The organism is Psychrobacter sp. T6-4 (genome assembly GCF_052258425.1).
Taxonomy (GTDB): domain Bacteria; phylum Pseudomonadota; class Gammaproteobacteria; order Pseudomonadales; family Moraxellaceae; genus Psychrobacter.
In genome coordinates, this window is the sequence record NZ_JBQQEZ010000004.1 from 162,104 (window position 1) to 188,335 (window position 26,232).

Genomic DNA, 26,232 nt, shown 5'->3' on the forward strand with positions numbered 1-26,232 from the left:
TGCGCCAATCAGAAAGCCCCACGCGATCGTTAGCTCACTAGAACAATACCCTTAGGGAGTTCAAATATGATCCTCAAACTTGACGTCAAACTTCATTATCGGCTCGCCGCGCCGATGGACCTTTTGCTTCAGATCGAAGCCGCTGATCTTGTGGATCAGCAGGTACGTTCGGCCGAGATTTGGACATCAGACGTTGCGCATTTTTCACGAGTTGGCGCCGATGATGGCATAGGAGAGCGGATTTGGATCCGTGCTGACGGGGATTTTAGCTGCACTTACCTCGCAGAAATTGCCATTGACCGTCCTGCTTTGGATATATCAGCACTACACCAAGTGCCCCTCCATCGTTTGCCCGGAGAGACGATCAAGCATTTGATGCCGTCGCGCTATTGCCCGTCAGACCAGTTCCAAGCCTTTGTGGACGCCGAGTTTGGTGATCTTGCTGGCGGCGCACGGATTGCCGCGATGCGCAATTGGATCGAATCAAATTTTAGCTATGTGTCCGGATCGAGCCATGCACAAACTACCGCGCTCGATAGCTTTGTTCAACGTCAGGGCGTATGCCGCGATTTTGCGCATGTTCTTGTGACCCTAGCGCGCGCGTCGTCGATACCCGCTAGGTTCGCGAGCGTTTATGCGCCCGATGTGAAGCCGCAAGACTTTCATGCCGTGGCTGAGGTCTATCTTGAGGGAGGCTGGCACCTCATTGATCCAACTGGCATGGCGGGTGCCGACACGATGGCACGCATCGGTGTTGGAGCTGATGCGTCTAGCGTCGCATTCTTAACCGCGTTCGGATCTATGGATTTGGTTAACCAATCGGTATCTGTGACCAGACAGGCTTAGGGTTTTGACCCTAGAGGTGCAGGCCTGCGTTTAAGACCACTGCCATTTAGTCCAGTCCAATCTTAAGAGCTTTAATCCTAAGCTGAGGTTTTTTTATCCGTAAGACATAGGCTACTTGTATAACGTATGCAAGATTATGGTATAGCCCATAATAAACTAAAATAAGTGTAGAACTGGTTTTAGGGTTTGCTATATAGTAGATTCACTCTAAAAATGATATAGCGCTGCTGCGATGCTAATTTTTAAAACATAGGTTACGCAGCATCGAGAGATAACAGCACGCAATTAAAATGTATATCAATAGCGCGTTTAAATTTGTGACAATTTTACTTTGAATTGACTATAGTTAGACTTGAAAATCACTACTTTATTCTTAGGAATTCATTATGACTTATAAAAATGTAACTGTCGCAGGAAGCGGCGTTTTAGGCTATCAAATCGCCTTTCAGGCCGCTTATCATGGTTTTAATGTCACCGTCTATGATATCAATGATGAGGTCTTAAAGCATGCAAAGTCAAAGTTTGAGTGGATGTGCAAAGCCTTTAAAAAAGATATGAGAGCGACGCAAGAGCAGTTGAATACAGCGTTTAATAATTTAAGCTACACCTGTGATCTCGCAGAATCAGTCAAAGACGCTGACTTATTGATTGAAGCCATTCCTGAGATTCCAGAGATCAAAATCGAATTTTATAAAAAACTGGCTAAACTTGCCCCGCAAAAAACAATTTTTGCCACCAATACCTCTACCCTACTCCCAAGTCAGTTCGCTGAATCAACGGGGCGACCTGCACAGTTTTTGGCTCTACATTTCGCTAATAAAATTTGGATGCATAATGTCGCTGAAATCATGGGACATCCTGGAACCGACCCTAAAGTATTTGATGAGGTAGTGGCGTTTGCCACCAATATCGGTATGGTGCCAATGCCGCTGTATAAAGAGCAACCCGGCTACGTTATGAATAGTTTATTGGCGCCTTTTATCGATGCAGGCTTGCAACTACTCGCCAAAGAAGTTGCTGATCCGCATACCATAGATAAGACTTGGATGATAGTGACAGGTGCGCCTGTAGGGCCGTTTGGTATCTTGGATACTATAGGGATTAATACGGCATACAACATTACTAAAATGACTGCTGAAAAGACGCAGAGCCCTGTAAGGTTTAAAGCGGTCAAGTATCTAAAAGAGCAGCTGATTGATCAAAATAAATTAGGCGCTGCAACTGGTGAAGGTTTTTATACCTATCCCAATCCTGCTTATATGAATCCTGACTTTTTAAAGTAAACGCTCACTTCAACGATGTTGAGTGTCCTTAAAACGCTCAAAACATCTGAAACTTCCTTTTACTATCGAATAAAAAAAAAGTCGCTCCTGCTAGTATTAACACAGCAGTAGCGACTTTTTTTGTTTCATAATTATAAATACAAATAATAAATCTGGCGCAACGATACCTCTATGTCACCATATTTTAGAAGCTTGCCTTAAGACCCCCTTTTCCTTTGCTTTCTTAACTTCTTCGCTTGTAGCTCATTTTGTTCAATCTCCAGCGGTGTAAGCCCTTTGGCTTTTGCTTTTAGGTAGCTTAGATACGCAGGAATATGCGTTTTGCCCATATGCTTGTCTAGATAAGGTAAGAACCCTGCGTAGTTGCCTTTAAATTTGGCATGATGAAAGTCGTGATACACAGGTCCTTCGTAGACGGGTAATAGATGCGCAGGATTCCATGGAATATCATAGCCGATATGACCGTCCGCGCCTTCCACCTGACGTAAGATGACCCATAGCCACACGACATAAATGTGCGCGCCCAAGAGAATCGGACCGACTAAGGTAAGCGTTGCTGTAAGCGAATACTCGACCCAGTGCATGTAATTGCCATTGATGCCGCAGGTGTTGTGAATGCGATGATGCACGCTATGGATGTGTTTAAGCAGCCACTTATTCTCATGCATATAGCGATGCATCCAGTAATACAAGAAATCATCGAGCAGCACAAAAAATACCAGTTGCGCGATAATAATATACCAAGCAGGCAGCGCGCCATTATGCACGCCAGTGAGCTTGAGTAGTGGCCAAACGAGGATCAATAATGACGCCAAAATGATATTATTGATGACAATACGACCAATGGATGGCAACAGAAACTTTTTCATCTCAAACGGTTTGGATTGGATTTTATATTTACGAAGGGAGATAGGATCACGCCAAGCGATAATCGTCCATGGAATCGCTACGAATAAAAATGCGCCCATACTAATAGCAAGCGTCGCCATCGGGAATTGCCAAAACCAAGGATCGTTATAGAACCCTTGCCAATATGAAAACACATCCATAGGTTATCCATTACCTTAAATACTGTTTTTGTTTTCGAAGTTTAAAGATATAGCCAGTTTAAGATAAAAACGATACAGCGAGATTAAAATATTTTTTGTAGCATCTGTCGGCGTAGGCACAGCACGCAAGAAAAAAATTTTCAGTCTCGCGCTATAATGCGACGTATCTGTTTTATTGAGTATCGACTATACAAACGAGGTTTTGATCATAAGCGATTACTCGCCAATGCTGCTTCTAAACGTCAAATAAGCTGCACTGATAGCCGCGCTATCTTCAATCTGCGGATAGTGACCCAGCTCTGCCATTACCGTGATATCAGCGTTAGGAATCAACTCACGATAGCGGTTGACCATGTGCTGACCTGAGATCGGGTCTTTGGCACCAGCGATCAGCTTGACGGGTACGCGGCTATTGATAATCGCCCTGACCCAGCGCTCACGGTAGCGCTTTCGCTGCGGAATATAATTAATGAGTTTGTGCATCACCCCTACGCCATCATTATGCCTCAGCAACTGCCATAGCACGTCGATGACCTCAGGGGTTGGCGGGGTTCTGGGTCCAAATATCCGCTGCAAGTTCGTCGCAAATTTTGCCTTAGTAAAGAGCTTGGATACCAAAGATCCGAGTGGTGATAGCAATAGTCTCTGTATCAAAATCGGCCTATGGGTCTCGGGGAACAGCCCACCATTTAAGAAGCAGACGCTCGCGATATGCATATCACAACTCACATCCACCTGTCTTGCCAGCAGCTCTTGCGCTACGGTATCGCCGTAATCATGCGCCAAGATATGATAGTTATCGACACCCAATTGACGCAAAAAAGCCTCAAAGATATCAGCCTGTTCACTGATGAGATATTTAGCGTTTTTGGGTTTATCTGACAGCCCAAAACCCAGCATATCAAGAGTAATCACATGATAGTGCTCAGTCAGCGCCTTCCACATGCCCTCCCAGTCCCAACTGGCACTCGGATAGCCATGAATGAGCAGTAGCGCTGGCGCATCTTTATCACCACCTCGGCACGTAAATATTCGCTGACCACAAATCGACTCAAACTGTCCCTGCTGCTGCCAATCATTGACTGTCATCATAGGATTACTCCTCAAATGAAGGATCAATACGGCGCAGTTTACGTAGCAGTGCAGGCCATGCAATATCGCCACCCGCGCCTTTGGTGACCTCTTTTGACGCCGCTTGGATACCTGCCAATATCTGCGGCGGTATATGGGTAAGTTTATTGCCGCCACTCTGGGCTTTGATTTGTACCTCGCACGCTCTTTGGGTGATATACATAAACAAGAACGCATCGGCGACGCTGCTACCACAGGTGAGCAAGCCATGATTACGCAAAATCATAAAATTAGCATCGCCTAAATCGTCCACCAAACGCACCTTTTCCTCAGGATTTAGAGCAACTCCCTCGTAGTCGTGATAGGCCAGATTAGATAACGGAAATAGTGATTGCTGCGACAACGGCAGCAGGCCATCTGTCTGCGCGGATACCGCAACGCCATCACTGGTATGCAAATGCACCACGCAATGAGCGTCATGACGAGCATTGTGGACCGCGCTATGGATAGTGAATCCTGCGGGATTGATATCGTAGTCTGAATGTGCGACTTTCTCGCCTGCTTGATTGACTTTGACGAGGTTGGAAGCAGTAATCTCTTCGAATAATAGTCCGTAAGGATTGATCAAAAACTCGTCTTCGGTATCGGGCACGCGCGCTGAGATATGAGTGAAGACCAAATCATCCCAGCCGTACATAGCGATGAGTCGATAACAGGCAGCAAGGTCGACTCGCATTTGCCATTCTGACTCGCTGACTTTATCTTTGATGCTGGCTTTTATATTAGTCTTGTTTTGCATGGTGTCGTCCTTGACGGTTGTAGTCTTGTTGTTAAAGATAGTGTGTTTCAAACTTATACCTTAAATAGAATAAAGGCAATGACGTTCTGCGTATGAAGCGGTCAACTCTTTTTGTGATAGGCGAATAAAGTCAGTTGTTTTTCGAGTGTTTAGGATGATTTACTAACAGCTGTCTATTGATTGCTAATGCTCACTTTTTTAGCAAATATGAAACCCCCTAGCAATAGAAGATAGTTATAAAAAAATGCAAAACCTAGCTACTAAGTTCTTGAAAAACAATGTATAACTGGCTCATAGAGTTTTACTTGTTATATAAAGTATGGACTGCTCTCAAATTTAGATGTCAAAGCTTACAAAGGAATGTAGCTTCATGAGCGCTCACTGTCTCGCCCAAAAGACATCTCACCCCTTTGCCTTTTTGATACTGCCTATAGTGATAATGAGCGCAGCGCAAACCAGTCACGCTGCCAGTTATGTCATCAATCCTGCCAATACCAATGTACGCTTCGCTATTGATCGTTTTAAAACCAATGCCACAACGGGCGGGTTTTATAATGTCAAAGGTCAGTTGCAATATGATTCCAGCGCCATGACTGGCGACATCTCATTAATTATTCCTATCAAATCACTCAATACTGGCAATCAAGCTTTTAATAGTAAGCTGACAGGGCCTGACTTTTTTGATGCGCAAAACTTTCCTTTGGCTCAGTTTAAATCGACTCGCTGGTATTTTAATCAAACAGAGTTGGCGCGTGTCGATGGCAACTTAACCTTGCACGGTCAGACGCACCCTATTAGCCTAAAGGCCACTGAGTTTACCTGTAGTATGAATACCACTATGAGCCGTGAGATTTGCGCTGGTAATTTTACCGCGACCATAAATAGAACCAGATGGAATATAGATAAATATGCTTGGTTTGGACTCACCAAAAATTTAAATCTAAATATCAAAGTAGAAGCGGCTAGAAAGTAACTAGAAAGTAACTAAAAATTGGCTACTAGGTTAGAATAGTTTTGGTCAGAGTGAATAATAAGGATATTATGAAGCCTCTTTTTATAATGATGGCGGCACTGGTTGCACCTTTGGTTGCCAATGCGGCTATAGCAGACAGTATAAGTGTCCAAAAGACGTTGCCGCCTAGGATAAGTCTGCCCCACGTCAGCCCAGTCAATAGCGATCTAGCCAATCGCGGCGCTTATGTGGCGCGTACTGCTGATTGCATGGCGTGTCATCGTGAGGACTATAGTGGCGGCGTTGCTATCGAGACACCCATTGGCAATATCTACTCAACCAATATTACCTCGTCCAAGATTTATGGTATCGGTAATTACACCGAAGCTGATCTGGCAAAGGCATTGCGTAAAGGTCGCGCGCCTAATCACCAAATTTATCCTGCTATGCCCTACCCGTCATATCATGGTATGAGCGATGCTGATATCAGCGCCTTGTTTGCCTACTTTCAAACTGTGCCGCCCGTAGAAAAAGCGCCTGAAAAAACCACTCACTTGCCTTTTCCGTTAAATATACGCAGTCTGATGCTCGCGTGGAATGTCATCAATGTGCCCTCAACCGAGAACCGCGTAGGTCTGACGCCTGTAGAGCAGCGCGGTGAATATCTAGTCAATAATCTAGAGCATTGCGGTACTTGTCACACCCCGCGTAATCTCACTCAAGGTCTAGATAAAGATCGCTATCTCTCTGGCGCGCCGCTCGGTAAGTGGTTTGCGCCTAACATCACCCCTGATAACGATACGGGTATTGGACGCTGGAGCGAGCTCGATATCATCACCTATCTACGTACAGGCAAGCTTGATAAACGAGCTTATGCGGGCGGTCCAATGGCAGAAGCGGTCGCTCATAGCACCCGTTATTTGACGGATGACGATTTGATAGCGATGGCGAATTATCTAAAAGTCATCCCTGCTATCAAGACCGATGACTACCTAATACCCGTCAACATCGCTCGTTTGCCCACGCCTATTAGCGACTCTATTACCTATGACTTGTTAGAACAAGAAGACTATCTAGCCAAAGCTAAGACGACCCCTACTATTAGTACTAGCACTATCAATAACAGCAATTCGCCAAAGGGCTTGTACCTGACTCATTGTGCCAGCTGTCATGGTGTCGATGGCTATGCGCAGCCCGATGCACGCTATGCCGCTATCGTCGGTCTGAGTAGCATTCGCCGCGCCAAACCTGATGCGCTGATTGGCGTTATCGCCTTTGGGGCAAAAGGCGCGTTCAATACCGCTCCCAAAATGCCAGGGTTCAAAGAAGATTTAAGCCACGCGCAAATAGCGAGCATCAGCAACTATGTGCGCGTTACCTTTGGCGGCTTACCAAGCAGTGATGTCAGTGCGGCTGAAGTCAAACGCGTCATTAAAGATAAAAGCTAAATTGTTAAATAAAAAAAGTCGCTGATTATAAATTCGCTTGAGTGACTATTACTACTATTAAGCACGATAAGGATAATAAGATGAATGATTTGCTGCCATCTCCTACGCGCCGTCAACTGCTTGCGATGATAGGCAAGACTGCGGGCGCGGCGGCTATGTATCAGGCGATGACGACTTTAGGTTTCGCATCAGAGTCTAGCTTTAAACAAGAGATGACTTTAAAAGGCGCGCCTGCTGGTGCTAGTATTGTCATCCTTGGCGCAGGTTTGGCGGGTCTTACAGCAGCCTATGAGTTACGTAAAGCGGGCTATAAAGTCACGGTTCTTGAATACCAAAACCGCGGTGGCGGACGTAGCTGGACCTTAAATAGCGGCGATAAATATACCGAGCTTGGCGGCGAGCAAGTCACTTGCAACTTTCAAAAAGGCAATTACTTTAACGGTGGGCCGTGGCGACTGCCTATTCATCACTACGCCGTTTTTCATTATTGCAAAAAATTCAATGTCGCTTTGCAACCCTTTATCCAAACCAATGACCGCGCTTATTTGCATCGTACCAATCACTTCAATGGTGCACCCCAGCGTTTAGGCGATGTGCAAAACGATATCCGCGGTTATGTCTCCGAGCTATTATCCAAAGCGATGAACAAAGGCAGCTTGGATGATGCGGTCACTACAGAAGATAAAGAAAAGCTACTCGTCGGACTCAAAGGCTGGGGCGTGCTCGACAATAATTATCGTTATGTCAAAAGTCATGAGACCAGCAAGCATCGTGGCTATAGCGTCTATCCGGGCGGCGGTTTGATGCCTGACGCGCAGCCATCGACGCCGATACCAAGGGATAAACTTCTCAATTCAGAGATGTGGGCCGATATCTATAACAATTACACGGTACACGTGCATCAGCCTGCGATGTTTCAGCCCGTAGGCGGTATGGGCAAAATCGGCGACGCCTTTACCCGCGAGTGCCGCGATATGATTACTTTCAATGCCAAAGTCACCAAGATTAATCAAGATGAGACGGGCGTTACCGTTGATTATATCAATACTGACAACCCTGAAAGTATGCGCAAAAGCGTTCGAGCCGACTGGTGTATTTGTACGATTCCACTATCTATATTGACCCAAATTGACATCAATGTCTCAGAGCCGATGAAGCAAGCGATGGCAGCGGTGCCTTACGACAGCTCCTATAAAGTCGGTTTGGAGTTTAAGCGGCGCTTTTGGGAGGAGGATGAGTGGATCTATGGCGGTATTACTTATACCGACTTGCCAATTACCCAAATCTCCTACCCGTCGCAAGATCTGTTTAGTTCAGGATCTGGCGTGCTCCTTGGCGCATACGGTTTTGGTGAGGCGTCTTATAAGTTCAACTCACTTACGCCAAAAGAGCGCATCAGCGCAGCGCTCGAATATGGCAAACGCATTCATCCGCAGTACACTAAAGAGTTTCGCGCAGGCACTTCAGTCGCATGGCACCGTATACCGTGGTCGCTTGGCTGCTACGGCATTTGGAGTGAATCAAGCCGCGAACAGTATTACGATACCCTATGCGCTATTGACCACCGCATTGTACTGGCAGGCGAGCACTGCTCACACATTCCTGCTTGGCAAGAAGGCGCGATATTATCAGGCATGGATTCGGCAAACCGCTTACATCAAAAGGCAAAAAAACTCGGTTAATAGTGAAGTCATTAATCTTTGGTAAATAGCGACGAACATAAAGGCGATATTAAACATGACAAAAGCAAAACCTACTCGGATAAAGGGTCATAAATCCTATCGTTTGCCAATTCTATTGATAATGAGTGGCAGCGCTTTTTTATCAGGATGTAGCCAATATGCTAAACAAAGCGCCCCTACTATTGCCAGTTTACAAACGCCAATGGTTTTGAGCGACAATTTTAGCAATCAAGCCAGCCGCAATAACGGTGCGTGGGGCGCAGTCTACATGTCCAAAGACGAGCTGACCCGCCCGCCTATGAATATCGTCGATGTCAGCTCAATTCCTAAGATGAGTAATGATGCGGGTTTGCAAAAGTGGCTAGTCAAATTTGAAGGTAGCACACAAGGTAAAAAGGGATTTTTTACTACGAACGGCAAAAAGCTCTATGATGACTCGTGCGCGGGCTGCCATATGGTAGATGGTAAAGGCGCACAAGGCGCAGGCTACTATCCGCCGCTTGCCGATAACAGCAAGATGGAATCTAAATACTATATTATCAGCGTTACGATGAATGGACTGCGCGGTATGCCCGCCTTTCATAGCATGATGGATGATGAGCAAATAGCCGCAGTGACGCAGTATGTGCACAGCGAATTAAATCCTTATACTGATAAAGTAACCGCTGCCAATGTCGCCCAGCTACGCCACGAGTTTCCGCCAGGGCCTGATCCGAGTGAGTAGTTGTAATAGTAATAAAAAGTTTACGGCCATTCTTTTAATTATCCAAGCAGTAACGCTACCTTAACCTCAAAGGTATCTTCTTTTATATCGATACTGACTCTACCTTTGTGCGCCTGCGCAATCGCTTGCACGATAGATAATCCTAGCCCTGATCCTGAATGATCGCTGCTGGTTTTGTCATGACGATAAAAACGCTCAAAGAGTTTATTGGCATCCTTCTGCGTCAAAGCATGCGTCAAGCGATTGCTAATGGTTATAGTAAGGGAGGTAGGCGTCAGCTTTGATGCTTTAATACCAATGACGCTATCACTTGCTGCATAATAGATGGCATTGGATATTAGGTTAGCAAATAGTCTCTGCAGCAAGCCTGCGTCCCCCAATACCGACGCAAATACGCCAGACTTCTCAAAGGTAATCCTGCGATCCTCGGCGATCAATTCATAATACTCTATCAGCTTGGTCATCAAATCTTCGGTATCGACGGGACTCAGTTGTGAGTCCTTTAGACCTTTTTGGGTCTTGGCGAGCAATAGCATATTGTTAATCAGACTCGATAGCTGCTCGAGGGTATCGTGCTGATGATGAAGCTGCTCAATGTATTCCTCGCCTGCTCTGGGTTTACTCAGCATGACCTGAGTCTGAGTACTCAAAGTAGCAAGCGGCGTACGCAGTTCGTGGGCGATATTATCGGAGAACCTTGATAACGAGTCAAAATTACTCTCAAGTTTTGCTAGCATCAGGTTATACGACTGGGCTAATGGCCGCAGCTCTAGCGGCATATCGCTGACCGTCAACCGCTCATCTAAGCGCTCAGGATTGATGCCTTTCATCTTTTGCACGATAGTTGCAAGTGGCGCAAAGCCCCAGTAGACGCTAAGGGCGGCAATAGAGACCAGTAGCAAGGTAATCGCAAGCAAAATCAGACTCAGCTGACGATTGAATTGCACTAGATACTGATGATGTACATCAATCGGTAGCGCAATAAAAGCGAGCACCTCGTTATCTTTGATAATCAAAGCGCGATAACGTCTGTCATTTATCTCAATGACGAACTGCTGCTCGCGATACTGTTGCCATAGTGACGCAAGGCTCACCTCTATGGGCAACTCATCAGCAAAACCGCTAGGCACGCTCGTTAGCAAACGCCCATTAGCGTTGGTAATGATGGTTTTTAAATCATAATCTAGCTGCGCGGAATGCAAGTGATCCGCGTCTATTGGTACTGGCAAGTGTGCTGTATTCGATACTATTTGCGCGTTTGGCAATGCTTTTGATACAGCGTTTGGCGCAGGCGCGTCGCTTAAGCGTTTGCGTAAATTAAAGGCGGCATGAGTAATAATCTCCGCATCCATCTGCTCAAAGTGCCCTTTTACAGAGCGCCCAACCCAGATATAAATGATAACCTGCGAGAGGACAACGAATATCGTTAGCAGCAGTACCGTGCGCCATAACAGCGGCAGACGTCGATTATCAAAAGTACTTTTTACCTTATCAGCCATCATATTAGGCGTCTACTTTAACAGGGGATAACACTTCTAATTTGTAGCCCATACCGCGTACTGTGTGAATCAGCTTGGTCTCATAATCATCATCAATCTTGATGCGTAGCCGCCTTATCGCCACATCGATGACGTTGGTATCGCTATCAAAATTCATATCCCATACTTGTGAGGCAATGACCGAGCGCGGTAACACCTCACTGCGGCGCTCAAGCAAAAACTGTAACAGAGCAAATTCTTTTGCCGTCAGCTTAATGACGGTGTCACTACGGCTGACGCTGCGTTTGGCGATATCCATTTTCAGATCAGCGATTTGTAATTGAGTATTTTGGTAGTCGGCTTGATTGGCGCGGCGCAGTAGGCTTTTTATACGCACGATGAGTTCGGCAAAAGCAAAGGGCTTAGTCAGATAGTCATCACCGCCGATCTCAATCCCCCTTATCTTATCGCTCAGATCGTCTTTTGCGGTCAAGAATAACACCGGCGTGAGCTTGCCTGCCGCGCGGTAACTGCGTACCAGCTCAAAACCGCTGATATCTGGCAACATAACATCCATGATAATAACGCTAAAGTCCTGCGTCATCAAAGCATGGTGACCATCTAGCCCCGTCGTATGATGCTCAACGATGAACCCCGCTTCACTCAAGCCCTTTTTTATATACTCGCCAAGCTTTTGCTCATCTTCTACTAGTAGTACTTTCATAACCATCCTTCACCATAACGTTGGCTGTTTAATGCTCAAGTTAACAAAAATGACAACACTGACTGCTATCTGACAAAGATGTCACGTGCTCGTCATCAGATTGTCAGTCTGCGTTTGCTAATCTATACCCATAGTACATAGCGGCTCATTCCTGATACGAGTAGCGGCTATGCATTATTCTTAACAGCAATTAATTCGGTATTCAATAATCTATTAAAGGTGTTATATGAAAAATTACGAGTCATTCAAAAAAGTACTACTCCTATCCGCTTCTATGTTTATTGGTATGTCAGCAGCTAATGCACATACGACTAATCTAAGCACCTCCATTATCGATAACTGCGATAACCTCACTACCTTTGCTAGCAATTTAGATCATAACAACGCGCAAATCTCTAATGCCCAAATGAAAAGTTACATTGATGCACGAGTGGCTTGTGCTGTTGAACATGAGGATCAACATCTTCAGTCTGAAAAGTATTTTATAGACAAGTATGGACGCGGTAGTAACTCTAGAGCACCATCTATGCTAAATGAATATGAGCAAGATTAAAATCAAAACCCAGCAAGATGACAATATTGTCATCTTGCTGTCATCTCTTTGTCAGAATAGATCAGCTATGCTTTAAGCTGATCTCATCACCCAAATTTTATTTTTAATAATACATAAGGATTTACCATGTCACTGTTTAAATCAATGCCCAAAGTTAAATCAATGTCTCATCTGATTATTACCGCTACTATCGGTATCGCCGTCTCCACGTCAGCGCTGGCTCACGATCCAAAAATGCATGCGCAAAAGGATCAGATGAATTGCGAGAGGATGGACAAACATATGCAAATGATGGGCAAAATGGATCATAGCAAGATGGATATGAGTGATCCTGCTATGCAAGCGATGATGACTAATATGGGCAAAATGAAGCAGATGTATCAAAAACACTGCGTCAGTAGTGATGATAAAAATGGTATGACGTCAAAACCGTAGTTGCGTTTAAACAGTTGCGTTTAAACAGTTGCGTTTGATATGAACATGGCTCTATCTATCTAATGTATTGGTTTTTATAGAGCCGTTTTTATAGATTAAGTGTTTTTATAGGATACATACAGTGTGCTTATCAAGCGATAAAGAGGATCAATAATCGCAAACCTTAGGATTGATGATGAAGTTTTTACTCGGTATGCTCGCGTCCATTGTTATAGCGCTCGTTGCTATTTTTATCGTTGTTAATACGGGTGTGATCAACATCGGTGCTGATCAAGCACATAGTAAGCTGGTCTATACTATATTGGAGACGACTCGCAGTCGCTCTATCGAGAACGCCAGTCGAGATATCGTCGTCCCAAATTTAGATAAGGTGGAGATGATCAGCTCAGGCGGCGCCGATTACAAAGATATGTGCGCCGGTTGTCATTTGTCTCCTGATGCGGCTCAAACTGACCTGAGCGCTGGGTTGTACCCCAAGCCGCCTAACTTTACTGATGCCAAAGTCGTTGCTCACTATCAGACGCAGGTAGGTGCCAGACAAGGGTTTTGGGCGATCAAGCACGGCATCATGGCATCTGGCATGCCAGCATGGGGCGCCACTCACGATGACGATAGAATGTGGGCGATGATGGCTTTTATCAGATCCTTACCTGAGCTAAATGCCAACCAATATACGATGCTGACCACTAGATTCGATGATGAGATGATGGATATGTCGTTCGATAATGATGTTAATGGCGAGATGATGGATATGTCAGATGATGAGATGCAACACTAACTACCATAAGATGAGAGGTAATGATGACACCCTATAACCGTAAATTATCTGTGAATCCTAGTAAGTGGTTTGGATCGCTGGTCTTGTTGGTCGCAGCGTCAACGCTAGTGGCTTGTAGCGAGCCCGATGTAAATGCTACTGACGTGACATCGGCAACTGAGCCATCTACTGTCACACAACCCGCGCAACCACAGCAGCCCAAAGCTCAGATGATGCCTGTCGGCATACCCTCAACGAGTCAGTCTAGCATTTTACAAAACGTCTCAGCGACCGTTTATAAAGACGCCAATTGTGGCTGCTGTAAAGAGTGGATAGGTCATGCTAAAGGTCATGGGTTGAGCGCAACCGCGCACGATGTCGATGATTTATCTCTATTTAAAGACCGCTATAGCGTCCCGCAGCAAATGCGCTCTTGTCATACCACTGTCACCACTGACGGTTATGTGTTTGAAGGTCATGTTCCTGCCAAATATATGGCGCAGTTTTTGGCTAAGCCGCCAAGCGATGCCATTGGTCTTGCGGTACCTAGCATGCCAGTGGGTAGCCCTGGTATGGAATATCAAGATAAATTCATGCCGTACAAAGTTATGCAACTCAATAAAGACGGCACCTCAGAGATATACGCCGCTATTGAGTCACCAGCGCAGCAGCTGTAGCTTTGGTTTAAGCAGTGAATAAGTCTCAGTTGTAGGCTGGGTTTTTAACAAGATAAATTAGGTCAACATTATGAATAATAATACTTTTAACCGTAGGCGTTTTCTGACAGGGTCATCTACCTTGCTCGGAGCGTCCATGCTATCGACGCTGCCGACAATAGCCAATAGTGCATTGGGCAAAAATCAGAAAGTTGTCGTTAACAGTGATAAACCTGATCATAAATTGCCTATACTTACGGGTAACGAGTTCGACCTATATGTCAGTGAAAAAATGATTACCGTCAATGGTAAATCAAGCATGGCGACGCTTATTAATGACTCACTGCCAGCGCCAACGCTCAAAATGCAAGAGGGCGATACCGTCGTCATCCGCGTCCATAATCAGCTCAATGAATCCACCTCTATTCATTGGCATGGCCTGCTCGTACCCTTTGAGATGGATGGCGTGCCTGGCATTAGCTTTAATGGTATTCCCGCCAAGAGCACCTTTACTTATAAATTCAAACTAACGCAGTCAGGTACTTATTGGTATCACTCGCATTCAGGCTTTCAAGAGCAAACGGGTATGCGCGGCGCTATTGTCATTGAGCCAAAAGGCGCGGAGCGTTATCCTGTAGCGGAAGATCACGTTATCTTGCTCAGTGATTGGACGCACCGTGATCCGTATAATTTATTGAAACTATTAAAGCTGCGCGCAGACTTTGATAATCATCACCTGCCAGACTTCAAAAAACTCTTATCCGATATCGCCGCCACGGATTTAGAGGCCGCTTTTGATAAGCGCAAAATGTGGAATCAGATGCGCATGATGCCGACTGATTTTACAGACTTGTCGGGCGAGACTACCTTTACTTATCTGATGAACGGTAAGACCACAGCGGCTAACTGGACGCAACGGGTTAAAGCGGGTCAGCAAGTCAAACTACGTTTTATTAATGGTTCCGCGCAGACGATATTTGATGTGCGCATACCGGGTCTCAAGATGAAAGTTGTCTCGACCGATGGTAATGATGTATCCCCTGTCGATGTTGATGATTTTCGTATTGGCGTGGCTGAGACTTATGATGTCATCGTCACACCTACTCAGGACGCGCACACGATATTTGCCCAAAACATTGATCGGTCAGGTTTTGTTGCCACTACCCTTGCAACCAAAAAAAGCGCTCGCGCCGCTATTCCAAAGATGGACGGTATCGAATGGCTCACCATGGCCGATATGATGGGTGCGATGGGCGATAAGGGTTATAAAGCAAAACATGCCAAGACCGAGTATGACTTTAAGTCTGATATGCGCGTCGATAGCCCGCGAATGAACCTTGACGACCCCGGTATCAATCTGCGTGAGATTAATCGTAAAGTTTTGACTTATGACCAATTACGCTCTGTTGATAATCAGGTACTTGCCGAGCAGCGCAAACCCACTCGAGAGATTGAGATCCATCTTACAGGCAATATGGAGCGTTATATCTGGGCTATGGATGGGGTGATGTTTAAGGATGCACCGCCAGTCAATATCAGGCCAGGTGAGCGCGTTCGCATTACCTTAGTCAATGACACTATGATGAATCATCCGATGCATCTGCATGGTATGTGGAGCGATCTGCGCGCGCCTAATGGCGACTTTCAAGTCCGTAAGCATACGATAATGGTTCAGCCTGCGCAAAAGATAAGCTTCGATGTCACAGGAGAAGCGGGACGGTGGGCTTGGCATTGCCATTTGCTTTATCACATGGAAGCTGGGATGTTTAGAGAAGTTGCCGTTGTTTAATGAATTGTAGTATATGAGGCTTATTATGAAAAAAGTTAAAAGCAGTCTGCCATTCATTGGAGTGTCATCGCTAGTATTATTAACATCAGCATTGGTATCTTCATTGGCGACGGCTGCTGAAATGGATCACAGCAGCATGGATATGTCAGATATGGATCATAGTGGCATGGATATGTCGGGCGATATGTCAGGTATGGATCACAGCAGCATGGATATGTCTGGTATGGATCATAGCACTATGGATCATAGCGGCATGGATATGGGTCATAGTGGCATGGACATGTCAGGCGATATGTCAGATATGGATCATAGTGGCATGGATATGTCGGGCGATATGTCAGATATGGATCACAGTGGCATGGATATGTCGGGCATGGATCATGGCAGTATGGACATGTCAGGGATGCAAGGCGGGGATGCTCCAGCTGATGCTCGTAGCCCTGACTACTCAAACGGCGTTCCTTATGGTCGCTTTGGTAAGCCTGTAATGATGGGTAGCATGCCGTTATGGGGCATATCAGTAGATGATTTGGGTTATCAGTTCGATGACGATCTAATTAACTTTGAGATGGAGGGCTGGTACGGTGATGATAGCACTCGTCTAAGACTACGTACTGAAGGTAGCGCGCAAACCAAAGACAACAAAGACATCGAGAGCTTGACCTCGCTGGCTTACTGGAAACCGCTTGGTATCTTTTGGAATGGTGAAGCGGGCGTCGCTTATGATACCGAAAACGATAAATCTGCCATTATGGCAGGCATTGTCGGCACTGCGCCCTACTTCATTGAGACCGATGCTAGGGCTTATCTGTACACCGATGGGCAGGTTCGTCTAGATCTAGGCGCAGAGTACGAGTGGCGATTAGATCAGCATTGGGTGGTGATACCTGAGGTTGAGTTAACAGCATTTAGCAAGGATGATACTGACAATAACATAACCAAAGGCTTTAATGAGCTGGAGACGAATGTTCGGCTCACTTATGAGACATTAAGTCGTCAGCTCGCGCCCTATGTGGGTGTCAGCTATGAGTCCGCCTTAGGTAGTGCGCGAGATCTGCGTCGTCAGTCAGATGAAGCCGTTGACTCTAGTAGCGTAACCGCTGGCGTAAAATTTTGGTTTTAATTGGATAGTTACTTTGGAGGTTTGTGATGGATAACGCTAATCAAAAGCAGATGAACCCGTATCTTAAATTCTTTTTAATGATACTCACCTCAACCATCGTCATGTATATCATGATGTACTTTAATACGTATCAATGGGATCACGTTTATTTTAGCGAGACTCGTGCCTATATGGCGCTGTACATGGGCGCGATGATGGCGATTATCATGCTCGCCTTTATGGGCAATATGTACAAAAAAACTAAAGTTAATCTAATGGTTTACGGCTTGAGCGTGGTGTTGTTTGCTTTTGGATTGTGGGGCGTGCGCTCACAACAAACAGTCGATCAGGTCGATTGGATGCAAGCAATGATACCGCATCACTCCATTGCTATCTTGACCAGTACACGCGCTGATATCGACGATCCACGCGTGCGCCAATTGGCTGATGATATTATTGAGGCGCAAAAGCGTGAAATTGGTGAGATGCAAGCACTCATCGAAGAGCTTGAATAAAGGTAAGTATACCCAAACACAAGCTGGAAAAAAACGCCCATAGATCATTTTATTAATAGGAGCATCGGCGATGAAAACAGCAACTGTTTACCGTATGGTAAAGCCCAATCATGTCTGTCCCTTTGGTCTAAAAGCGCTTGATCTCTTGCAGCGTAAAGGCTATGAGATTGAGGATAAACCCTTAACCAATGATGCTGAGACGCAAGCGGTCAAAGATAAATTCGATGTCACTACCACGCCGCAAATATTTATCGATGGCGCGCGCGTAGGTGGCTATGATGATCTGCAAGCTTTTTTTGGTAAGGATGTTGCTAAAGAGGATGAATTTAGTTATACGCCTGTGATTGCAATATTTGCAACCACAGCTTTGGCTAGTCTCTCACTTACTTGGGGTATAAGCGGTACGCTATTTACTATACAAACGATTATCTGGTTTATTGCCTTGTCAATGATAGTACTTGCCATTCAAAAGCTGCAAGATTTAGAAAGCTTTACCAATCAGTTTTTGGGCTATGATTTGCTAGCGCGCAAAGTGGTGCGTTATGCGTATGTTTATCCCTTTGCTGAGGCATTTGTCGGTATTGCTATGTTTGCAAATGTCGCATGGTTGAGTATTTTAGCAGCTATCGTTGCAATATTTATCGGCGGTATCAATGGTATATCCGTGTTCAAAGCGGTCTATATAGACAAGCGCGAGCTCAAATGCGCCTGCGTGGGTGGTAATTCAAACGTACCGCTTGGCTTTGTCTCTTTGACTGAGAACATCATGATGGTCGGTATGGGCATTTATATGTTGATTCGAGTGTTGTAGTGCTCAGTAGTTATACTACTTAACAAAACCTCTTAACGCTTAAAGCGCCTAATACCACTCGCCACCACCCCAAACAGCTCAAGCGAGCCTTTGACTTCGATATCGGTATAATCCTCATTTAACGAGCGCAAAATAATCGTCTCACCTAATATCAATTGCTTGGCGGCAAAACCATCATCGACTAATGCAATCACGATATCTTTATTGCTCGCGGTCAGTGATCTATCCACCACCAAAATATCGTTGGGATAGATACCGATATCGATCATGCTATCGCCTTCTACTTCGACCAGATACGTCGTCGCCGGATGACGAATGAGCAAAGTATTGAGATCGATACGATTTTGTACGTAGTCGGTCGCTGGACTCGGAAACCCTGCTTTGACCCTATCGCTATAGAGCGATAAAAGGACGGGATTGCCTTCATCTGTCAATTTACCTATTATTTTTACTGTCATAGTTGCGCCTGTTATTTAAAAGCACTAGCCTTTCTTTATTAAGCTAGTGTACTTTTGGGATTTGATTGATATTAGTGGTGTAGCAAGGCGATAGCATCTCGCGACTCATCTGCCACGTTTGTTTGTCCTTGATGCCTTCACTGGCGATAAAGAGCGCTGCTTGCTGCTGACTGTTCTGTCCGTACTTCTTATTAAGCTCATCCATAAGAGTAGTAATTACTTCACTTTTATCTGATATCTGATCGTCTTTTGAATCACTTTTATTAGCGAATAAATCTAGCTGCACCTCATCATGCGGGCACAAATCTAGTAGCATGACGCCAGCTTTGGCATAACGAACGTTTTCTTTATAAATAATTTGGAGCACTTGGCGCGCGGCCAATATCATTACCCGCGTGTCCGCTGTCGGTGTCACAAACTGATATTGACCAGATATCGCAGTATAAGTCTCGGATTGATTAAACGGGCTATTCATAGAAAACACACTGAGATAATGACAAACGCTGTCTTGTTTGCGCAGTTTGCTCGCCGCTTTTGCTACATGGCTACAGATCGATTCGCTGAGCTCATCAAGGCAAGTCACGCGGCGCGAAAAAGAGCGCGAGGAGATGATTTGTTTTTTAGGCTCTATGCTCTCAATGCCGAGACAAGACTGACCATTCAGCTCCAAGCAAGTGCGCTCTAATACCACGCCGAAGTGCTGACGAATCTTGCCAGGCTCGCACACCGCCAATTGATGAACCGTATGAATACCCATAGCATTTAACCTCAGCTTGTAGCGCCGACCGACGCCCCATAGCTCGCCCACATCTGTAATTTGCATCAAACGGCGTATCCACCTCAAACTCTCAAGCACGCAGATACCATTTGTTGCAGGGTATTTTTTGGCAGCATGATTGGCAAGCTTTGCCATGGTTTTGGTACTGCCGATACCGACGCTGACCGCGATACCGGTATGACTCTCGATAATCATTTTTAGCTTACTCGCGTAGGCCTTTAAATCTTGCATCGCGACGGGATAATCCGCCAAATACAAAAACGCCTCATCGATAGAGTACACCTCAACTGTCGGGCACAAAGTCTCTATCGTCGTCATCACCCGCTGCGACATATCCGCATAAAGCGCATAGTTGGAGCTAAATACCGTCACTTTGTGCTCGTTACAGAACTCTTTGACCTGAAAATACGGCACGCCCATCTTGATACCCAGACGCTTGGCCTCAGGTGAGCGCGCGACTACGCAGCCATCGTTATTCGATAAGACGACGACGGGTTTATCCTTTAAATCAGGGCGAAACAGCTTCTCACAGTTGGCATAAAAGCTGTTGCAATCGACGAGCGCATACATAGCGGACTCTTTGGGTGATAAAAATTTTTGTAAAAAAGATAGAAGAAATGGCTTTGATTGTAAGAAGATAGCAGGGAATTTTTCAAGTCAAAAAATCAATGACACGTCAGTGGTTGTCGTTATATTTTGAATAAAGTCATTTAAAAACGTGATATAAATAATAGTGTTAGGCGTAAAAATTGACGTATACTAAATGCGCACCCTCTTTTAAAGATGATTATGGATAAGTGCTAACCACCACAATAAGGATATGTAAATGTTAGGAAAAATGATGTACCAGCCGCTGCTGATTAGTAGCCTAATTGAGCATGCCGCGCAATATCATGGCGACACGGCGGTCTATTCAAAAGAAGTCGATGGCACCATGACCCAGAGTGATTGGCTGAGCGTCTCAGACAACTCAAAACGTCTGGCGAATGCCTTGGAGGCTTTGGGACTTAAGTCCTCAGACCGCATCGCGACTCTCGCTTGGAACAATCGCCGTCACTTGGAGGCATGGTATGCCATCTCAGGTAGCGGTATGATTTGCCACACTATCAATCCGCGTCTATTCCCCGAGCAGCTCGCCTACATTATTAATGACGCCGAAGATCAGGTACTGTTTTTTGATATTACCTTTTTGCCCCTTATCGCGGCTATCAAAGAGCATATCAAAGGTATTAAGCACTTTATCTTGTTGGGCGATCGCGATGAGAAAGTTTTAGAGCAATTACCTGACGCGCTATTTTTTGATGAGTTATTGGCCGAGAACAATACTAATTTTGACTGGCCGCAGTTCGATGAAAAACAAGCCAGTTCCCTATGCTATACCTCAGGGACGACAGGTAATCCAAAAGGTATCTTGTACTCGCATCGCTCATCCGTGCTACACGCCATCGCCCTATGTATGCCTGATGTGTCTGCGCTATCAGCGCAAGATGTCCTGCTGCCTGTGGTACCGATGTTCCATGTCAATGCTTGGGGTACGCCTTATGCCGCAGCACTCACAGGTTGCTCACTTATTTTGCCAGGACCGAACCTAGACGGCGATAGTCTGGTCTCTGTGATTGATGACTATAAAGTAACGGTGGCGCTGGGTGTACCGACTATTTGGCAAAGCCTGCTGACCGCTGCTAAGAATAAAGGCAGCAAACTCGATAGTATGACGCGCACTATCGTTGGCGGCGCGGCTTGTCCACCGTCGATTATCAAAACGTTCAGAGAAGACTTCAATTGTGACGCCATCCATGGTTGGGGCATGACAGAAACCAGCCCACTTGGGACGATGAATCAGATTAAAGCCAAGCATAAATCGCTGAGCAAGGAAGAGATCAACGAGCTACGCAAATCGCAAGGTCGTCCGCCTTATGGTGTGCAGATACGTCTGATGGGTACTGAGCAAAAGGATCAGCCCGTAGCCGAAGACGGCGAGGCACAAGGACGCTTGCAAATTCGCGGGCACTGGGTCATCGATGACTATTTCACCCACAAGCCAGATGCGATTACCGAAGACGGCTGGTTTGACACCGGTGATATCGCCACTATTGATGAAGATGGCTATATGAACATCCGCGATCGCTCAAAAGATTTAATCAAGTCAGGCGGTGAATGGATATCCTCAGTCGAGCTAGAAAATATTGCCGCCGGTCACCCAGAGGTAAAAATGGCAGCCGCTATTGCCGCCAATCATAAAGAGTGGGGCGAGCGTCCTGTATTGATTGTGGTTAAAGAAGACGACTCAAGCGTCGATGAGGCGCAGATTTTAGACTTTTATAAAGATAAAGTTGCCAGCTGGCAAATCCCTGATAAGGTTGTCTTTGTCGATAATATCGTGTTAAATGGCGCAGGTAAAATGATGAAAAAGAATCTGCGTGATGAGCATGGTGATGTCTTGCTTGAGCAATAAGCGTTATCGAATTGCTTTGACATTGCCTTAATAATTATCTTACTTTTACCTCATAAAAGCCTGCAACGTTGCAGGCTTTTTATTCTTTGAATAAGCAAAATTCATAGCTCAAGCCACTGCAACCACAACCGAGTATCCAACTCAAACTGATGATAGTTGGGCTCCATATGACAGCATAATTGATAAAAGGCCTTGCTGTGCTCTTTTTCTTTAAAATGTGCCAGTTCATGAACCACAATCATCCGTAAAAATTCAGGTGGCGACTCTTTAAATAAGCTGGCTACGGTAATACCATTGTGCGATTTGAGCTTGTTGCCTTGCACGCGCGACTGATAAGTGTGAATGCCTAGCGCATTTTTGAGGGCACTCAGTTTACTGTCGTAGCGCACTTGCGATAAAGTGCCACTTTTACGCATGTATTCGGTTTTTATATCGTTCACATACTGGTAAAGCGCTTTGTCACTTTGAATCTGATGCGTGTCTGGATAGCGCTGCTCGATATACGCGCCTAGTTGACCACTACTGATCAGCTCGCTTGCTTGCGTTTGGATGTGCTCAGGATAATGAGCAATGTATTTTAAGGGGGTCACTGATGTTATCCTTGAGCGTGTTGAAACAAAAAAGGTGCCAATCAATGATTAGCACCTTTTTCTTAATTAACTTATATTTTTAAGTTACTGACTGACTGTGACGTCAAGCGTAACACGGCGATTAGGTTGCAAGCAATCGATCTCTTGCTGACGCGGCAGGTTAGTTGAGCACTGTACAATAGGCTGCGACTCCCCTGCTCCCGTTGCTACTATAGTGTTAGGATTGACGCCTTGAGAGACTAAATAGTTCGCAACACTTTGAGCGCGCTGATTAGATAATCTCATGTTATAAGCGGCATCGCCCTTACGATCTGTATGACCTGTGATCATCACTTTGCTATAACCCATCTGTTGTGACTGTCTGAGTTTTTGTGCCAAAGTATCAAGATCACGCTTGCCTTGTGGCATCATATTCTGTGTGCTAGAGCCATCAAACTCAAATAAAGTGTCAGCACTGATAGTCATATTCTCACGGGTAGACTCAACAATGTTCGCTTGCTGGGGTGGACAGTCAGCAGGACTCCAATAAAACTCCTGACCCTTGTACTCTTTATCAAAAATGACTTTGTATTGACAAGTCTTTACTTGTTGATTGTTATCGTAGAAGTTAAGAATATAGTCCCATTCACGAGCTTTATAGCCTTCGCTAAAGTGAGGCGGACCAATAAGCTGGTAGAGCTGCTCTTTGTTCACACCAGGTCTTATCTTAGCTACGTCATCCGCGTCAACGATTCTACCTTCTTTTCGCCAAGCAGTATCCTGCTCTGGAAACACCAAATCACTGGCGCTCACTCGGCCGTCATCGGTCAGATTAGTACTGATACTTCGCGTACATCCCGTTACTGAGAGCAGTAAAACAACGGCTAAAGCGCCGTAGCCATATACAGATTGTTTCATTATCCATTCCTTAATATATTTTATGAGTAGTTTGACGGCATCTATCTAGCCTAGATAAACACCGTCATCAAACAATGAGGTTACATTAAAAATGGAAACCTGCACCAACTGCACCGCCCGCATTCCCTTGCGTATCTGCTGTACCATTCGCTTTGATAACCCAGCGACCATTATCAGAGACCCTTGAGAGTCCTACTGCTACCGCACCTTCACCGTTATAGCTGGAGATACCACCACCAATCATCGATTTACCTGGGATGAAAGATTGTGGAATTGATGACATCGCCATAGCTGCTGAAATACCTGCATTGGCATCGTCTGCAACGTCATCTATTCTATAACCAAGCTCATTAATAGCACCGTTGACTCGATTACCAAAGTTATTGAGCTGACCGACGTTAATCGCATCATTAACTTCGACACCATCAGCGACGCCGCTGATGACTTGGTTACCTGCGTTGATTCCGTTCACAGTCATACTCGGACCATCTGCAATAGTGACGCCATTGCTGTTGATAGTAGTATTGCCTGTCGTAATCGTGGCAGCGGTGACACTATCTACACTAATATTACCGTTGAGATCAAACTTGATGCCATTATCAGTCGTAGTTGTACTGATATTATTACTGCCTTGGAAATTGACGGCCGTATCATCACCTATCGGCTTATCAATGTTATCACCACTATCAGCGCCAAAGCTTAAGCCAGAATCTAGTCTATCTGTATTAGCTTGAATATCTTCGCTATTGGCTTGGATGTCCTCATTAGCTTGAGCATTACCTTGATTGACAGCAGCAATGGCATCACTAATGTTACCTTTTCCTGTACCGCCAATGTTATTAACGGTCAAGTTACCATCTGCATCATAGCTAGCATCACCGCCGATAATACCAGCAACATCATTACCTAGATTATGCAACTGACCACCATTGATAGCATCAGTGCTGGTTGCGTTTATAGCGCCACCTTTTACATTGGTAATAGTGGTACCTTCAGCGCCGCCACCTAGCGTAATGCTACCTTTATTGACAGTGTCATCTGGGTTTTTGTCATATTGTACCGCAGCATTGCTAAGCGAGGTATTGCTATCACCAAGCGCGTCGCTGACCGCTTTTAGCTGCGAGACGTTGACGGCATCAGAGTCAGCTGTACCAGCAGCAACGCCTGTAATTTGACGATATACACCATTTGACGCATTACCTACAGCAACTGCTCCTGTAGTACTCGTAGTCGCCGTAATTGCAGAGTTACCAGCAGCCCCAAAGCCTAATACTCCAGCACCTGTCATTGCTGCAGAACCCAGTCCTAATACCACCGAACCGTTTTGGTTTGCTGTAATACCATTACCTAGTACAAAAGTATCGTCACTGTTAATCGTATTATTATTACCCACTGAGTAACTGTTATTACCATTAATAATGCTTGGATCACCAAAGGCACCAGAGTTATTACCGTTGACGATGTTGCCTGTGCCTACACTAATAGACTGATTACCGTTGGCTTGAGCACCATCACCAATTGCTACAGAAGATGCGCCAGCGACTAAAGTATTATGACCCAAAGCAACTGAAGATTTGCCCTTTTCAGTAATAATGGCATTAACTCCGATAGCGGTTGAGTTTTCACCACCTGCACTTGAGTCATTTGTTACACCACTAGCAATATCACCCTTACTTTGAGGACTTGCATTGGTATGAGCAAATTTAACCCCTTCCGTATTCATTTTCTGTACCGTTTGACCAATAGTTAGACGATCAGTGACTTCTTGACCTTCTTTATTGTAGGTTAAGAATAAGGAATTCTGATTTGGCGAATCTGTATTGATATTGGTATTGATTACCTGATTGGTAACGTTTTTAGTACCAATCACATTGCCATTTTGATCTTTAATTTCCACGTCAGTGATCTGATTGGCAACGATACTATCAAGCTGACCTTTATTAACTGCGTCAGACGCAATAACACCGTTTGCAACGTTCCTAAGTGTCGTACCACCACTAACGACGATATTATTACCGCTATCATCTTGCTCGATTACTGCTGGTGTGCCAGCAAAGCTGACTTGGTCATAGTTCACTGTATCATCGGTATTACGATCATACTGAACACCGGCTGCGGTTATGTTGTCAGTAATAGTAGATAGCTGACCAAAGGTTGCTGCATCGCTAGCTAATGTCCCATCAGCGAGATTACTGATTTTAGTATCATTTGCATCGATACCCTGCGCTGTGACACTTGGTCCCGTTGCGCCATTAGCGTTTGTAAATCTAAGTCCTGCTTGGTCTAAGATAGTGCTATTCATACCATCGGTTGCGGTGAAGCCATCAGCGCCATAGGTGCTGGTGTTGGTGCCGTCTGTAACAGTAGTGCCAGTAGCCGT

Annotated in this window: 25 protein-coding genes and 2 pseudogenes; 15 read left to right on the top strand and 12 right to left on the bottom strand. The window is 45.2% G+C overall.

Annotated elements, in window-relative coordinates; genetic code table 11:
* The first annotated feature begins 66 nt into the window (after positions 1-66).
* Positions 67-846, top strand: a complete 780-nt coding sequence (locus tag ACTXGE_RS04555) for a transglutaminase-like domain-containing protein (protein WP_443542119.1) — start codon at positions 67-69, stop codon at positions 844-846.
* A 386-nt stretch (positions 847-1,232) separates the two neighbouring features.
* Positions 1,233-2,129 (top strand): 3-hydroxyacyl-CoA dehydrogenase, encoded by an 897-nt coding sequence (locus tag ACTXGE_RS04560; RefSeq protein WP_443542120.1) that lies wholly within the window; start codon positions 1,233-1,235, stop codon positions 2,127-2,129.
* A 197-nt stretch (positions 2,130-2,326) separates the two neighbouring features.
* On the opposite strand, the gene ACTXGE_RS04565 is transcribed toward ACTXGE_RS04560, so the two are convergent.
* The 3 genes from ACTXGE_RS04565 to ACTXGE_RS04575 form a co-directional block, all read right to left on the bottom strand.
* Entirely contained in the window at positions 2,327-3,178 is an 852-nt protein-coding gene (locus tag ACTXGE_RS04565) for a sterol desaturase family protein (protein ID WP_443542122.1), read from the bottom strand.
* 216 nt (positions 3,179-3,394) lie between these two features.
* Positions 3,395-4,270 carry an alpha/beta fold hydrolase gene (locus tag ACTXGE_RS04570; protein ID WP_443542124.1) on the bottom strand — a complete coding sequence of 292 codons (876 nt, stop codon included), beginning with the start codon at positions 4,268-4,270 and terminating at the stop codon, positions 3,395-3,397.
* A gap of 4 nt (positions 4,271-4,274) precedes the next feature.
* The gene (locus ACTXGE_RS04575) at positions 4,275-5,048 is read right to left on the bottom strand and encodes a class II aldolase/adducin family protein (protein WP_443542126.1); all 774 of its coding nucleotides are present in this window, start codon (positions 5,046-5,048) and stop codon (positions 4,275-4,277) included.
* Positions 5,049-5,418: 370 nt separating this feature from the next.
* On the opposite strand from ACTXGE_RS04575, the gene ACTXGE_RS04580 reads away from it, so the two are divergent.
* The 4 genes from ACTXGE_RS04580 (at position 5,419) to ACTXGE_RS04595 (ending at position 9,854) form a co-directional block, all read left to right on the top strand.
* Positions 5,419-6,021 (top strand): YceI family protein, encoded by a 603-nt coding sequence (locus tag ACTXGE_RS04580; protein ID WP_443542128.1) that lies wholly within the window; start codon positions 5,419-5,421, stop codon positions 6,019-6,021.
* 68 nt (positions 6,022-6,089) lie between these two features.
* Positions 6,090-7,448: a c-type cytochrome gene (locus ACTXGE_RS04585; RefSeq protein ID WP_443542130.1), complete on the top strand. Its 1,359-nt coding sequence runs from the start codon at positions 6,090-6,092 to the stop codon at positions 7,446-7,448.
* An 80-nt stretch (positions 7,449-7,528) separates the two neighbouring features.
* Positions 7,529-9,130 carry a flavin monoamine oxidase family protein gene (locus tag ACTXGE_RS04590; protein WP_443542131.1) on the top strand — a complete coding sequence of 534 codons (1,602 nt, stop codon included), beginning with the start codon at positions 7,529-7,531 and terminating at the stop codon, positions 9,128-9,130.
* A 55-nt stretch (positions 9,131-9,185) separates the two neighbouring features.
* Positions 9,186-9,854: a c-type cytochrome gene (locus tag ACTXGE_RS04595; protein ID WP_443542133.1), complete on the top strand. Its 669-nt coding sequence runs from the start codon at positions 9,186-9,188 to the stop codon at positions 9,852-9,854.
* Between the two features lie 38 nt (positions 9,855-9,892).
* Here ACTXGE_RS04595 and ACTXGE_RS04600 read toward each other — a convergent pair whose 3' ends face one another.
* Positions 9,893-11,356: an ATP-binding protein gene (locus ACTXGE_RS04600; RefSeq protein WP_443542135.1), complete on the bottom strand. Its 1,464-nt coding sequence runs from the start codon at positions 11,354-11,356 to the stop codon at positions 9,893-9,895.
* A 1-nt stretch (position 11,357) separates the two neighbouring features.
* Complete coding sequence (locus ACTXGE_RS04605; RefSeq protein WP_443542137.1) at positions 11,358-12,056, bottom strand: heavy metal response regulator transcription factor; 699 nt, start codon at positions 12,054-12,056, stop codon at positions 11,358-11,360.
* A 226-nt stretch (positions 12,057-12,282) separates the two neighbouring features.
* Here ACTXGE_RS04605 and ACTXGE_RS04610 point away from each other — a divergent pair, with 226 nt between their 5' ends.
* The 8 genes from ACTXGE_RS04610 to ACTXGE_RS04645 all read left to right on the top strand — a co-directional run bounded on the left by ACTXGE_RS04610 (position 12,283) and on the right by ACTXGE_RS04645 (position 18,674).
* Positions 12,283-12,609: a hypothetical protein gene (locus ACTXGE_RS04610; RefSeq protein WP_443542138.1), complete on the top strand. Its 327-nt coding sequence runs from the start codon at positions 12,283-12,285 to the stop codon at positions 12,607-12,609.
* Positions 12,610-12,753: 144 nt separating this feature from the next.
* On the top strand, positions 12,754-13,044 hold the full coding sequence (locus tag ACTXGE_RS04615; protein WP_443542157.1) for a hypothetical protein: 291 nt from the start codon (positions 12,754-12,756) through the stop codon (positions 13,042-13,044).
* A 175-nt stretch (positions 13,045-13,219) separates the two neighbouring features.
* A complete protein-coding gene (locus tag ACTXGE_RS04620) occupies positions 13,220-13,822 on the top strand; it encodes a c-type cytochrome (protein ID WP_443542140.1) in 603 nt (200 codons plus the stop codon).
* Positions 13,823-13,845: 23 nt separating this feature from the next.
* Positions 13,846-14,478 carry a DUF411 domain-containing protein gene (locus ACTXGE_RS04625; RefSeq protein WP_443542159.1) on the top strand — a complete coding sequence of 211 codons (633 nt, stop codon included), beginning with the start codon at positions 13,846-13,848 and terminating at the stop codon, positions 14,476-14,478.
* 70 nt (positions 14,479-14,548) lie between these two features.
* Positions 14,549-16,246 carry a copper resistance system multicopper oxidase gene (locus tag ACTXGE_RS04630; RefSeq protein WP_443542142.1) on the top strand — a complete coding sequence of 566 codons (1,698 nt, stop codon included), beginning with the start codon at positions 14,549-14,551 and terminating at the stop codon, positions 16,244-16,246.
* 25 nt (positions 16,247-16,271) lie between these two features.
* Positions 16,272-17,369, top strand: coding sequence for a copper resistance protein B (locus tag ACTXGE_RS04635; protein WP_443542143.1), 1,098 nt, complete (start codon positions 16,272-16,274; stop codon positions 17,367-17,369).
* 26 nt (positions 17,370-17,395) lie between these two features.
* Complete coding sequence (locus ACTXGE_RS04640) at positions 17,396-17,863, top strand: DUF305 domain-containing protein (RefSeq protein WP_435949451.1); 468 nt, start codon at positions 17,396-17,398, stop codon at positions 17,861-17,863.
* Between the two features lie 70 nt (positions 17,864-17,933).
* Positions 17,934-18,674: a MauE/DoxX family redox-associated membrane protein gene (locus tag ACTXGE_RS04645; protein WP_435949453.1), complete on the top strand. Its 741-nt coding sequence runs from the start codon at positions 17,934-17,936 to the stop codon at positions 18,672-18,674.
* A gap of 32 nt (positions 18,675-18,706) precedes the next feature.
* Here ACTXGE_RS04645 and umuD read toward each other — a convergent pair whose 3' ends face one another.
* Both umuD and ACTXGE_RS04655 read right to left on the bottom strand, forming a co-directional pair.
* Entirely contained in the window at positions 18,707-19,132 is a 426-nt protein-coding gene (gene umuD, locus ACTXGE_RS04650) for a translesion error-prone DNA polymerase V autoproteolytic subunit (RefSeq protein WP_435949454.1), read from the bottom strand.
* Positions 19,133-19,175: 43 nt separating this feature from the next.
* On the bottom strand, positions 19,176-20,480 hold the full coding sequence (locus ACTXGE_RS04655; protein ID WP_443542146.1) for a Y-family DNA polymerase: 1,305 nt from the start codon (positions 20,478-20,480) through the stop codon (positions 19,176-19,178).
* Positions 20,481-20,736: 256 nt separating this feature from the next.
* On the opposite strand from ACTXGE_RS04655, the gene ACTXGE_RS04660 reads away from it, so the two are divergent.
* The gene (locus tag ACTXGE_RS04660; protein WP_435949456.1) at positions 20,737-22,365 is read left to right on the top strand and encodes a long-chain fatty acid--CoA ligase; all 1,629 of its coding nucleotides are present in this window, start codon (positions 20,737-20,739) and stop codon (positions 22,363-22,365) included.
* A gap of 101 nt (positions 22,366-22,466) precedes the next feature.
* On the opposite strand, the gene ACTXGE_RS04665 is transcribed toward ACTXGE_RS04660, so the two are convergent.
* The 5 genes and pseudogenes from ACTXGE_RS04665 to ACTXGE_RS04685 form a co-directional block, all read right to left on the bottom strand.
* Entirely contained in the window at positions 22,467-22,955 is a 489-nt protein-coding gene (locus ACTXGE_RS04665) for a M48 metallopeptidase family protein (RefSeq protein ID WP_443542147.1), read from the bottom strand.
* Between the two features lie 84 nt (positions 22,956-23,039).
* A complete protein-coding gene (locus tag ACTXGE_RS04670; protein WP_435949458.1) occupies positions 23,040-23,852 on the bottom strand; it encodes an OmpA family protein in 813 nt (270 codons plus the stop codon).
* A gap of 85 nt (positions 23,853-23,937) precedes the next feature.
* On the bottom strand, positions 23,938-24,867 hold the full coding sequence (locus ACTXGE_RS04675) for a YadA C-terminal domain-containing protein (RefSeq protein ID WP_443542161.1): 930 nt from the start codon (positions 24,865-24,867) through the stop codon (positions 23,938-23,940).
* 12 nt (positions 24,868-24,879) lie between these two features.
* Positions 24,880-25,659 (bottom strand): annotated as a pseudogene (locus ACTXGE_RS04680) (hypothetical protein); the annotation flags it as partial.
* Positions 25,660-25,737: 78 nt separating this feature from the next.
* Positions 25,738-26,154 (bottom strand): annotated as a pseudogene (locus ACTXGE_RS04685) (hypothetical protein); the annotation flags it as partial.
* Positions 26,155-26,232: the final 78 nt, after the last annotated feature.